This is a genomic window from Dyadobacter sp. BE31 (assembly GCF_031457695.1).
Taxonomy (GTDB): Bacteria; Bacteroidota; Bacteroidia; order Cytophagales; family Spirosomataceae; genus Dyadobacter.
Genome location: NZ_JAVDXA010000001.1, coordinates 1185069 through 1197473 on the forward strand (window position 1 = coordinate 1185069; position 12405 = coordinate 1197473).

The window sequence follows — 12405 nt, forward strand, 5'->3', positions numbered from 1 at the left end:
TTGCACCACAATAATCGGAAACGGTTATGAAAAATACGCGAAAGTAGCTCAGCTGGTAGAGCGCGACCTTGCCAAGGTCGAGGTCGCGGGTTCGAACCCCGTCTTTCGCTCAGAGAGAACAAAGCACCGGAGACGGTGCTTTTTTTCTCTTCACTGGTACCGGTACCTGGCTTTGCCGGGGTGGTGGAACTGGTAGACACGCAGGACTTAAAATCCTGTGGGCCGAAACGCCCGTACGGGTTCGATTCCCGTCCCCGGTACTGAATTTCCCAAGGAGTTACGAGCAATCGCAGCTCCTTTTTTGTTGCGCTCCCTCCCTGCATGCGCTATCTTGCAACATGCACCAGGAATTTGAACCGCCCGAGGTACTTCGGGACACCATCAAATGCTTTTGGTATGATAATCGCCACTTTGGAGATCGGGAAGCTACTTTCCAGGTCGAGCCGGATGGTTATGCGGAGATCATCTTCTATTTCGGAAACCTTCATTACATTTCCGAAAATGGCGGCTTGCAGCCATTGCCTTCTCCATTTTTAATGGGTTTACTCAATCGGCCCGCCGTTTTTCAAACAAAAGGCCGGTTGGAGGTTATTGGTGTAAGGTGCTTCCCCTGGACGGTGTTCGATTTGCTTTCCCTCCTGCCCTCCGGAAAAAACGGTGTACATGTCTTCGCGCATCCCATAGCGGAACTTCAAGCTACGCTCAGTCCGCTGATGGCCTCCGGGCAAGTCAATGAGGTAATAGCGGCATTGGAAAAGTACTTTCTCACTACCCGATCGCAGATTGCAGTGGATAGCATGCTGGCCAGGGCAGGCGCTGCCATGCGGCAGGCGAATGGTGCCATCCCCGTGAGCGATGTGGCAACGGCTGCACATGCGACAGTCCGCACGTTGGAGCGGAAATTCAAACGTTCTTCCGGTTTTACTGTGAAAGACGTCTCCGGCCTGATACGATTTGAGCAGGTCCGGAACCACCTCTGGCATTACCCCGGGGCCAACCTGGCCGGCCTGGCACACGAACTTGGGTACGCCGACCAGGCGCATCTAAGCAGGGAGTTCAAGCGGTACAGTGGTACGACACCCGCCGCATTTGCCCGAAATGCAAAAAAACGGAAACAGGCAGTAAGTAATGATTTTGTCGCGTTTGTTCAAGCCTGAGGCGGCGGCAATGCGGACTTTTGTAGCTCAATTATTCAACTATGAAAGCTACAATCAATCAATCCATACACGATGTAATCATTTCCGGTGCAGGGCCTGTGGGCCTGTTTCTCGCTTGTGAACTCGCTTTGTCGAAATGCTCGGTGCTGATCCTGGAAAAGGCCGAAAACCCGCATTCACCGCTGAAACAGCTACCGTTCGGGATACGCGGACTCTCGGCCCCCACGATTGAGGCACTCTACCGCCGCGGGCTGCTCGCGGAGCTGGAAATCCACAAGCGACTCAAAAACCCACACACCTCTTCCGGCCAGGGGCCGCAACGCCAGGCGGGGCATTTTGCCGGCATTCCATTTCACGAAGGCAACATCGACACCACTCAATGGGAATACCGCCTTCCGGGCTCGCCCGAAACCAGTTTGATATCCGAAATGGCAGAGCTCGAAACAATCCTCACGCGACGTGCTGAGACTTTGGGTGTGGAAATCAGACGCGGGTTTCCGGTTACCGACGTCGGCCAAACGAACGACAATGTAACAGTATGGTCGGCTAATGAATCTTTTCAGGCCAAATGGCTTGTAGGTTGCGACGGAAGCCGCAGCACGGTCCGCAAGATGGGCGGCTTTGAGTTTGCCGGTACCGAACCGGAGTTCACGGGCTATACGACACTTGCTGACATCAAAGACCCTGAAAAGCTTCGCCCCGGGCGTAATGTGACCTCCAAAGGCATGTACATGCAGTCGCAGCCGGGTTATGTGCTCATTCAGGACTTCGATGGCGGCGCGTTCCACAGCTCCGAAACGGCCATCACGCGCGAGCACATCCAGGAAGTGCTGCGTCGCGTTTCGAATACCGATGTAACGATTAACACCCTGCATACTGCCACCTCCTGGACGGACCGGGCCCGCCAGGCTACCCGCTATCGCAACGGCCGGATATTACTGGCCGGCGATGCCGCACACATTCATTCTCCGTTGGGCGGCCAGGGACTCAACCTCGGCCTGGGGGATGCCATGAACCTCGGCTGGAAGCTCGCCGCCACCATCCAAAACCGCGCTTCCGAAAACCTGCTGGACAGCTATTTCGCCGAACGCCACCCAATCGGCGCACAGGTGCTGGATTGGTCTCGTGCGCAGGTAGCCATTATGCGTCCCGCCCCGCATGCACGCGCGTTGCACGCGATTTTCCGCGATCTGATCAACACCCGCGACGGCGCTACCTACATGGCCGGCAGGGTTTGGGGTATTCATATGCATTACGACCTCGACGGAAGCCACCCTCTTGTCGGCCGGAGCGTGCCTGATTTTCAGTTTGAAAATGGTACCAAAATCGGCGAACTAATGCACGACGGTCGAATGATACTGCTGGATTTTGAAGAAAACGCTGCACTTGAAGCTTTGGCAAATACCTATGCCGGCCAGATCAAATACATTTCAGGCCATGCAAAAGACCAACTGGGTTTAAGCGCTGTACTGATCCGTCCGGACGGGATCCTCGCCTGGACTTTCGACGGTAGCGCCGATGGCGCCGCGCATTTAACCCAAATTCTACGTCAGTATTGGAATGTTGTAGTGCATTGATTTGTTCCGTTTTATACAATTACCGCTCGTTTGCCTTTTGTACATTTACCTGCCTGCAATGTGCTCAAAAAGGCAAATGACCCAGTAAACAGGTATTCATATGGAATTCCAGTATTTCCAGCCGGCAAAGGCGCTGGCCCCCTACATCCGGCATTACTACCTCTTCGTTTCGTCGGAGCATACGGCCTATGAGGATACCGTATTCCCCAGCGGCGATATGGAGGTGATCTTTAATCTCGGCGGTGGAATTTGGGAATCCTTTCAAGATAATGCTTTTCGAAGGAACCCGGCCATCGAGCTTTGGGGACAAGTTACGAGGCCGCTGCAAATCCGGTCGTCGGGGGTACATCTGATGCTCGGCGTCCGCTTCTTCACGCATGCCACCTCTTTTTTGCTCGACGACGAGATCGGCGTTTTCAACGATCAGGTTTCTGACCTGACGGATGTGATCGGGCGGAATATCCGGGATTTGCACAGTCGATTGCAGGAAACGGAGTCAAATACCACCCGCATTGCCCTGCTCGATGACTTTTTCACCGGTAGATTAATGCGTACATCCGGCCGGCATGAACGATTGAACAGAGTAGCCCACATTCTCACGAGCATTACAAAAGACCCCGCCGAAAATAACATCGGCCGGATAGCCGGTGCATTCGGGATCACTACCCGGTACCTGCACAAGCTGGTTTACCAGCATACCGGTCTTTCACCCAAGTCATTCGATAAAATCCAACGCTTCAAAACGAGCCTTAAACTGATCGGGGAAAACAAATTGCCACTCACATCCATTGCCTACGATGCCGGCTATTTCGATCAGTCGCATTTTATCAGGGATTTCAAATCATTTACAGGGCTCACTCCCACGGCTTACCTGAGCAATCTTTCGACCGTCAATCAAATGCTGATCAACTAAAACCGGCCTGTTCCGGTTTGTACAATTACAGGCCCTGGCGCTGAAATACCTTTGTCATATCAATTCATTTTCAAACAAAGGCAAATTTTCAGACAATGAGCACTTTCGAAACATTCTCGCAGCTTCATCAACAAACAGAACCATTTCTGCTCGGTAACATTTGGGACGTCAACAGCGCGCACATTTACGAGGCGGCGGGCTACCAGGCCATTGGCACATCGAGTCACGCCCTAGCCACCGCATTCGGCTACGACGACGGCGAAAACCTTCCCTTCGATTCGATCCTGCGCGTGGCAAAGCGGGTTACCGAAACGGTCAAAATTCCGCTGACTGTCGATATTGAAGGCGGATACAGCGATAGCGCGGCCGGAATAGCAACGCACATCAAAATGCTTTACGAAGCGGGAGTTGCCGGGGTTAACCTCGAAGACACGCTCGCAAAACTCACCCGACACCTCCGCCCCACCGCGGATTTCCGTCAACTGCTGGTTGAAATCGTGAACCGCCTTGAACAGGAAAACATCAAAGTATTTCTGAATGTAAGAACCGATCCGTTCCTGCTGGGCCTGCCCAATGCGCTCGACGAAACGATCAGCCGCATTAATAGCTACGAAAACACCGGGATACATGGGATTTTTGTGCCTTGCGTGGTCCGGTCCGAAGATATCCGCACCATCACCAGCGAAACTGTCCTGCCCGTGAATGTGATGTGCATGCCCGCATTACCCGACTTTCATACGCTGAAATCGCTGAATGTCAAAAGGATCAGCATGGGACCTTTTCTTTTCAACAAAATGACGGCGCAAACGGGCATATTGGCTAAAAATGTATTAGAAGCACAGAGTTTCGCACCGCTTTTTTCCTAACGCGGCACCCATTTATATTTTGTATTAAAATTAAACGGATGTAGTGGTCCGGCATCGAAAAGATTTCAGCCGGAACGCAAATTTATTCTACACTATTTTTTAGAGAATGGCAAAAGGGGTCTTTCTTTTCGGGTTGTTTTAAATTATATTTGAAGTTTCCCAAATCGAAAGATCCCTGCTGATTTATGGAAGGGCTTCTTCGGCATCAACACGAATCTTAGCCAACGATATCCTAATGAAAGTTTCTCCCTCAGAGCCGTTTAAAATTGTTTATTCAATTCTTAACCATGAGTATCTGGGGTACATCTTCGAAGCCTTTGTCGTCCAACTTAATGCGCAGGGCGACTTTTCGTTTCAGGTGCAGAACATTTCCTCTAAAAACATCAAGGAGTTCCGCTCGGGCCTCGATACCAGGGATTTTGAACTCGTCAAGCTGATCGACGACATTCAGCAGGACGCGGTGCTCAAAAAATATAACCCGAAGAAACTGAATGCGGTAGATTTCTTCCTGAAAGTTTATGACCCTCAAAAAGGCGACAAGGCCATTCAGGAAACGATTGCGGGCTACCTTGAAAGCTGTAAATCGCGGATCCTCGAAAGGCTCGCCGGAAAGGACATTTTCATCATGGGTAACGACGGCAACCCGCTCTGGAAGCCCGTCACCTGGGAGTCTGAAAAAGCGACGATCCGCTTCCATTTCATACGGAACGAGGATAATACCCATTACTTCCCGACGATCCGGTTCAAAATGCAGAAGCTGGAATTCCAGTATAAAAATGCATTCCTGATCTGCGAAGACCCCGCATGGCTCGTGCTCGACGGGCATCTTTATCATTTCGAGGGCAATGTGGATGGGAAAAAGATCAAACCTTTTCTGGCGAAGAAGTTCATTGCGATTCCCGGGCAGGTCGAGGAGCAGTATTACGGCCGTTTCGTAGCGCCGCTCATTGCTTCGTATGATGTGGTAGCGCGCGGGTTCGAGATCAGAAATGTGTCGTCCCTGCCGAAAACCATTCTTACGATTTCAGAATACTCATCCAATCCAAAAAAATCCGCCGTGCTTTTCCAGGACAGCGAGGAAGTGGAAGTGTTGGAGGAAGAAGACAACGACGTAGCATTCGAGTTATCGTTTCAGTATGCCGGCTTTTCGTTCCATTACGACAGCTTCGCGCATGCGTCGAGCGTACACATGGAGAAGAAAGGCAACGAGTATTTTTTCAATAAGGTTAAAAGAAATATCGAGGTCGAAGGCGCGCATGTGCGGATTTTGAAAGATATGGGCCTGAATATCCGTAATGGAAAGGTTCAGATGCCCAAATCGGAAGCATTCGGCTGGCTGCAAAGTAATGCGATCGCATTGGCCGAGCAGGGTATCGCGGTGCGGCAGAATACGGCGGATACCAAGCGCTATTTCCTGGGTTACTCCTCGCTGGATATTTCCATACAGGAAGGCCGCGACTGGTTTGATATCAACGCCAAAGTGCTTTTCGGCGAGTTTGAAATACCATTTATCCAACTGCGGAACTACATTCTCCACCGAAAAAAGGAGTTTCTGCTGCCCAACGGCGAAATAGCGGTAATCCCTGAATGGTGGTTCACCAAATATTCGGAGTTTTTCTCCTTCACGGAAAGCAGCCATGAAAATGATCAGCTGCGCCTGCGAATGCACCATCTGGCATTGGTACAGGAGTTGAAAGAGGACAATCTGGCCACGGCGGTGATCAGCCGCAAGCTCGAAAACCTGCGGAATTTCCAGCATATCGAACCGGCGGAATCTCCGATGAATTTCCAGGGCTTGCTGCGTCCTTATCAGAAAACAGGTTACGACTGGCTGCGCTTTTTGAAACAATACCGCTTCGGAGGCTGCCTGGCCGACGATATGGGGTTAGGTAAAACGGTGCAGACGCTCGCATTGCTGCAATCCGAAAAAGAAGGCGGCGCGGATCGCCCGTCGATCCTCATCATGCCGACCTCGCTGCTGTACAACTGGCAGCTTGAAGCCAGCAAGTTCACACCCGACATGCGCGTACTCCTGTACACAGGCACGAACCGCGAGAAGGACACCGCCCAGTTCGACAATTATGACCTGATACTGACCTCCTACGGCATTGTCAGGCTGGATATCGAACTCATGGAGGATTACCGTTTCAATTACGTGATCCTCGACGAATCGCAGGCTATCAAAAACCCGGGGTCGATCATTACCAAGGCCGTGCGGCGCCTCAACTCTGCGCACAGGCTCGTGTTGACAGGTACGCCCATTGAAAATAATACGCTGGATTTGTGGTCGCAAATGTCATTTGTGAACCCCGGATTACTCGGTAGCCAGACGTTTTTCCGGGACGAATTTCAAATTCCGATCGAAAAGAAAGGGGATGAGGAAAAAACCAAACGGCTCTACAACCTCATTAAGCCATTCATATTAAGGAGATTAAAATCGCAGGTTGCAACAGATTTGCCCGAAAAAGTCGAAAGCATTCAATACTGCGACATGTCGGACGAGCAGGAAAAGGCATACGAGGAAGCGAAAGCCTATTACCGCAACCTCATCCTACAAAGTATCGACTCGGAGGGCATGTCTAAATCGCAACTCGTGGTATTGCAGGGCCTTACCAAGCTCCGGCAGCTCGCCAACCATCCGGTGATGGTCGATCCCGAGTATGCATACGATTCGGGGAAATTCGAGGACGTGCTGTACAAACTGCAAACCGTCATGAGCGAAGATCATAAAATATTGATTTTCAGTCAATACATTAAGCACCTCGACCTTTTCCGGCATTATCTGGACGAAAAAGAAATCAGTTACGCCTACCTCGATGGCGCCACGCGCGACCGCCAGGAACAGGTGGAATCTTTCCAGAACGACGAGAACATCAAGATTTTCCTCATTTCGCTGAAAGCCGGAGGGTTAGGCCTTAACCTCACGGCGGCGGACTATGTTTTCATCCTCGATCCATGGTGGAACCCGGCCATTGAAGCACAGGCTGTGGACCGCGCACACCGCATTGGTCAGGACCGGACGGTGTTTACTTATAAGTTTATTACCAAAAACTCAGTGGAAGAGAAGATTCTCGCATTGCAGCGCTCCAAGAAACAGCTGGCGGATGATTTGATTTCGAGTGAAGAAGGATTTATTAAGTCGCTCACGCGGGAGGATGTTTTGAATCTGCTGTCTTAATCCAAGACTACATTATAAAAACAAAGAGCCCTCGAATGATGAACATTCAAGGGCTCTTTTCATATTGATATACTTCAACGACTATGCTTCCGCAGCTGCCGCTTCCCGGCTGATCAGGGCCTCACGGTCAGGACCGGTTGAAATAAATGTAATAGGCAGGTTCAATTCCGCTTCGAGGAACTTCACGTAAGCATTCAGTTCCGCCGGGATCGCGTCGAAATCGCGCACACCGTCGAGGGAAGTTTTCCAGCCTTTGAAATCTTTGTAAACCGGCTCAACGGCTTCGTCGCAAAGGTCATAAGGAACCTGGTCGGTCAGAGTACCGTCGGCCAGGCGGTAATGCGTACAAACTTTGATGTTATCGAAAATGGTCAGAACGTCCACTTTCATCATAATCAGCTGAGTTACGCCGTTGATCATGATCGCATATTTCAATGCAGGCAGGTCGAGCCAGCCGGTACGGCGCGGGCGGCCGGTAGTAGCACCGAATTCACGGCCTTCTTTACGGATTTCCTCGCCTACTTCATCGTTCAATTCGGTAGGGAACGGACCGCTACCTACACGTGTGCAGTAAGCCTTGAAAATACCAAATACCTCCCCGATCTGACGTGGCGCAATGCCCAGCCCGGTAGATGCACCGGCTGTCATGGTAGTAGAGCTGGTCACGAATGGGTACGAACCGAAATCGATGTCGAGCAATGAACCTTGTGCACCTTCCGCGAGCACGGTTTTGCCTTCGGCCAATGCGCCATTCACGATGTATTCGCTGTTCACGAGCGTGAATTGCTTCATGAAGTCGATCGCATCGAAGAATTTCTCTTCGGCAGCAGGCAATGTTTCGGAGTAATCGAATGAATAGAAGTCGAGGATTACCTTGTGCGCATCAACGAGCTTCTTGTATTTGGCTGCAAAATTCGGAGAAAGAACGTCTCCTACGCGCAAGCCCAGGCGGGCTACTTTGTCCTGGTAAGCAGGACCGATACCGCGCAAAGTTGAGCCGATCTTCGAATCCCCTTTCGAACGCTCATAAGCAGCGTCGAGCAGGGCGTGGGTAGGAACGATGATGGAAGCCTTTTTGGACACGAACAGGTTGCTGATCAGGTCCAGGTTATATTTCGCAAGTCCTTCGATCTCTCTTTTGAACACAACCGGGTCGAGCACAACGCCGTTTCCGATGATATTCTGGATATCGCTGCGGAAAATCCCTGACGGGATCTGGTGCAGAACGTGTTTGATACCGTCAAACTCCAATGTGTGTCCGGCATTAGGACCACCCTGAAAACGGGCTACAACCTGATAGCGTGGCGCCAGGACATCCACAATTTTTCCTTTTCCCTCGTCTCCCCATTGAAGACCAAGTAGTACGTCAACTTTCATTCAAATATTGGATTACTGAAACTTAATATGGTGTAAGTGGCCCGGCAATGGGTGCATTACCGGGCCTGATGTGATAATTATCTGTCTTCGTAAACGGCAGTTTCCCGCGGTGCCTCCGTGCGGTTCTGGCAGTTTTCCTTGTTGCAGTTTCCGTAGAAAATAAGCGAGTGGTGCATTACGCTGAAATTCAGCATTTCCCCTACCATGTTCTGGATCGACTGAATGCGTGGATCGCAGAACTCCATTACTTTATGACAATCTGTACAGATCAGGTGGTCGTGCTGCTTGTTGCCGTACGACTTTTCGAATTGCGCGAGGTTTTTGCCAAACTGGTGCTTGGTAACCAGGTCGCAATCCACCAGAACGTCGAGCGTGTTGTAAACCGTTGCACGGCTCACGCGGTAACGCTTGTTTTTCATGCTGATATACAGCTCATCTACATCGAAATGATCCTCCCTGGTGTAAATTTCTTCGAGAATCGCAAAGCGCTCAGGCGTTTTACGAAGTCCCTTGTTTTCCAGGTAAGCCGTTAAAATTTTCTTAGCGGCCTCGAAATTTGGTTTGCTGGCTTGTGGCATATCTCTGATAATCTTGCGCGAAAATACGCTTTTTTACTTAAATCACTCTCACATTCGCAAGCATAGTGCTGCTAACCTCATTAATTACCAATTCAATAACACTGTGGAGCGGCAATGGTTCAAAATGGCTACTTGCCGTTCAGGTTGGTATCGAAACGCTGGACATTGTACACGCCTTCGACCTCTTCCAGTTTGGCGATCAGAATGTCCAGGTGCCTGGTATCCTGCACGTAAAGTTTGATATCCCCGTTAAATACGCCATCCTTGGTATCGATCGTGAGCCCGCGCATGTTGATGTGCAGCTCGTTGGAAATGATCCGCGTGACGTCGTTCACCAAACCCACGCGGTCGGTACCCGAGAGGTACAGCCCCGCCAGGAATGCCTCTTCCTTACCCGACCATTTAGCCTTGATAATGCGGTTGCCGTGCTTGGACATCAGCTCGGCCGCATTCGGGCAGGTAGTACGGTGTATTTTAATGCCTTCGTTGATCGTCACAAACCCGAAAACGTCGTCGCCCGCGATCGGATTACAGCATTGGGCGAGTTTGTAATCGATCTTGTCCATGTCGTCGCCGATGAGCAGCGTATCGCTGTCCGCACGGTCGCCGTGGATTTGTTTCAGGTATTTGGTTAATGTCTTTCCGTCAGTACCGGTGGCTGGCGGCGTGCTGTTGGCGGCGCTATTCTCTGCTGCCTTCTTCTCTTTCGCGTCGCGGTCGCGCTTGAAGCGTTTCAGGTCGTCGATCGGAATGTAGCCCTTGCCGATGCGGTAAAAGAAGTCGGTCGTGGTTTTGCATTCAAAAAACGCCCGGAGCTGGTTCATTACCTCTGCGGTAGCGTCCATTCCGAGTATTTTGAGTTTTTTCTCAACCAACTGGCGTCCATCGGTTTCGTACCGGCGGTTTTCTTCTTTGAGAAAATCCTTGATCCGCGCCCTTGCCTTGGAAGTGACCACAATGCGCAACCAGTCCTCATTCGGCTTCTGTTTGCTCGAAGTAATAATCTCGATCTGATCGCCATTGTTCAGGACATAGCTGATCGGCACGAGGATACCGCCGACTTTGGCGGCCATGCAATGCGCACCCACTTCGGAGTGGATATCGAATGCGAAGTCCAGCGCAGTTGAACCTGCCTGTAATACCTTCAGCTCGCCTTTCGGGGTAAATACGAATACCTCCTCATTGAAAAGATTGCTCCGGAATTCATCCAGGAACTCAATAGCGGCCGTCTTATCCCCAAAACCATTCTCCAACGTCTCGCGCACCTGCGTGATCCACGTTTCAATATTACCTTTTACCTTGGTATCATTTCCTTTGTACTTCCAGTGCGCCGCATACCCTTTCTCGGCGATCTCATCCATGCGCGAGGTACGGATCTGCACCTCTACCCATTGCCCGCTTTTGCTCATTACGGTCGAGTGCAGCGACTGGTATCCATTCGCCCTCGGTGTACTGAGAAAGTCCTTCAACCGGTCCGGGTTGGGCTTATAATGATCGGTAACGATGGAATAGGCCTGCCAGCAGATCGCTTTTTCGCGATCGCTTTCCGGCGGCGATTCGAGCACGATCCGGATCGCAAACAGGTCATAGATTTCCTCGAAAGGCTTGTTTTGCTTCCGCATTTTATTCCAGATCGAGTAAATCGATTTGGGACGACCTTTGAGGATAAAATTCAGCCCCGCCGATTCAAGGTCCTGCGCGATAGGCTCCATAAACTTTGAAATGAAGCGGTCACGAATGTTTTTCGTCTCGCGCAGCTTTCTGGCAATAGCCCGGTATTCCTGGGGTTCGGTGTATTTCAAATAAAGCTCTTCGAGCTCCGACTTGATGCTGTACAACCCTAGCCGGTGCGCGAGCGGCGCATAAATGAATATCGTTTCGGAAGCGATTTTGAGCTGCTTGTCGCGCGGCATGCTGTCGAGCGTACGCATATTATGCAGGCGGTCGGCGAGCTTCACGAGGATTACCCGTACATCGTCCGAAAGCGTGAGCAGCATTTTGCGGAAGTTCTCCGCCTGCTGCGACGATCCGTATTCGAAGCGGCCCGATATTTTCGTCAGGCCGTCGATAATCTTGGCAACCTTTTTACCAAACAACCGTTCGATATCGTCGATACCCATGTCGGTATCCTCCACGACGTCGTGCAGCAATGCCGCCACGATGCCGGTGGTACCGAGCCCGATTTCTTCGACCACGATTTGTGCTACTGCGAGGGGGTGGTAAATATATGGCTCTCCCGACCGGCGCCGCATGTCCTTGTGCGCATCGACGGAAGTATAAAAGGCTTTTTTGATTAATTTAGCATCATTATCCTTCAAAAAAGGCTTCGCTGTTCGTAAAAGCCTGCGGTATTTTTTGAGGATGTCCTTACGCTCCTGTTCCAGGTCAATGTTGAGGGATTCAACCAGTTGCTCCACTGCTATTTTCTAATTGGTATGCTTCACCAAAATAACAAATTTTAGCGACATTTTTCAATACGCTTTTACCCAAAGATAAAATTTTGAAAATAATTTGCATGTTTTGGAAAAATAGAAATACCTTTGCACTCCCAATTCGACGATCGTGTTGAAAAACGGGACTAAGTGAGCGGGCGTGGCGGAACTGGTAGACGTGCTAGACTTAGGATCTAGTGCCGCAAGGCGTGGGGGTTCGATTCCCTCCGCCCGTACGAAATACAAGGGAATGACGGGGCGTCAGATTCCTCTTTATCTGGGAAAATGAGTTGCTCCGTAGTATTGAAACCCGTCAAATGCCCTCAG

8 protein-coding genes and 3 tRNA genes are annotated in these 12405 nt (G+C 50.8%); 8 read left to right on the plus strand and 3 right to left on the minus strand.

The window, feature by feature from the left end; all coding sequences use genetic code 11:
• The first annotated feature begins 37 nt into the window (after positions 1-37).
• From J2Y43_RS04920 to J2Y43_RS04950, 7 genes are all read left to right on the plus strand, one after another.
• A tRNA-Gly gene (locus J2Y43_RS04920) sits at positions 38-110 on the plus strand.
• 64 nt (positions 111-174) lie between these two features.
• Positions 175-260: transfer RNA gene (locus J2Y43_RS04925), tRNA-Leu, on the plus strand.
• A 78-nt stretch (positions 261-338) separates the two neighbouring features.
• Positions 339-1157 carry a helix-turn-helix domain-containing protein gene (locus tag J2Y43_RS04930; RefSeq protein ID WP_309980982.1) on the plus strand — a complete coding sequence of 273 codons (819 nt, stop codon included), beginning with the start codon at positions 339-341 and terminating at the stop codon, positions 1155-1157.
• A 41-nt stretch (positions 1158-1198) separates the two neighbouring features.
• The gene (locus J2Y43_RS04935; RefSeq protein ID WP_309980981.1) at positions 1199-2734 is read left to right on the plus strand and encodes an FAD-dependent monooxygenase; all 1536 of its coding nucleotides are present in this window, start codon (positions 1199-1201) and stop codon (positions 2732-2734) included.
• A gap of 100 nt (positions 2735-2834) precedes the next feature.
• The gene (locus J2Y43_RS04940; RefSeq protein ID WP_309980980.1) at positions 2835-3647 is read left to right on the plus strand and encodes a helix-turn-helix domain-containing protein; all 813 of its coding nucleotides are present in this window, start codon (positions 2835-2837) and stop codon (positions 3645-3647) included.
• A 95-nt stretch (positions 3648-3742) separates the two neighbouring features.
• Positions 3743-4513 (plus strand): isocitrate lyase/phosphoenolpyruvate mutase family protein, encoded by a 771-nt coding sequence (locus tag J2Y43_RS04945; protein ID WP_309980979.1) that lies wholly within the window; start codon positions 3743-3745, stop codon positions 4511-4513.
• Between the two features lie 235 nt (positions 4514-4748).
• Positions 4749-7691: a DEAD/DEAH box helicase gene (locus J2Y43_RS04950; RefSeq protein ID WP_309980978.1), complete on the plus strand. Its 2943-nt coding sequence runs from the start codon at positions 4749-4751 to the stop codon at positions 7689-7691.
• Between the two features lie 81 nt (positions 7692-7772).
• On the opposite strand, the gene J2Y43_RS04955 is transcribed toward J2Y43_RS04950, so the two are convergent.
• The 3 genes from J2Y43_RS04955 to J2Y43_RS04965 form a co-directional block, all read right to left on the minus strand.
• A complete protein-coding gene (locus J2Y43_RS04955) occupies positions 7773-9068 on the minus strand; it encodes an adenylosuccinate synthase (RefSeq protein ID WP_309980977.1) in 1296 nt (431 codons plus the stop codon).
• A gap of 77 nt (positions 9069-9145) precedes the next feature.
• Entirely contained in the window at positions 9146-9646 is a 501-nt protein-coding gene (locus J2Y43_RS04960; protein WP_291204066.1) for a Fur family transcriptional regulator, read from the minus strand.
• A gap of 128 nt (positions 9647-9774) precedes the next feature.
• Complete coding sequence (locus J2Y43_RS04965; protein ID WP_309980976.1) at positions 9775-12063, minus strand: bifunctional (p)ppGpp synthetase/guanosine-3',5'-bis(diphosphate) 3'-pyrophosphohydrolase; 2289 nt, start codon at positions 12061-12063, stop codon at positions 9775-9777.
• A 169-nt stretch (positions 12064-12232) separates the two neighbouring features.
• Between J2Y43_RS04965 and J2Y43_RS04970 the strand changes: the two genes are divergently transcribed.
• A tRNA-Leu gene (locus J2Y43_RS04970) sits at positions 12233-12314 on the plus strand.
• The last annotated feature ends 91 nt before the right edge of the window (positions 12315-12405 follow it).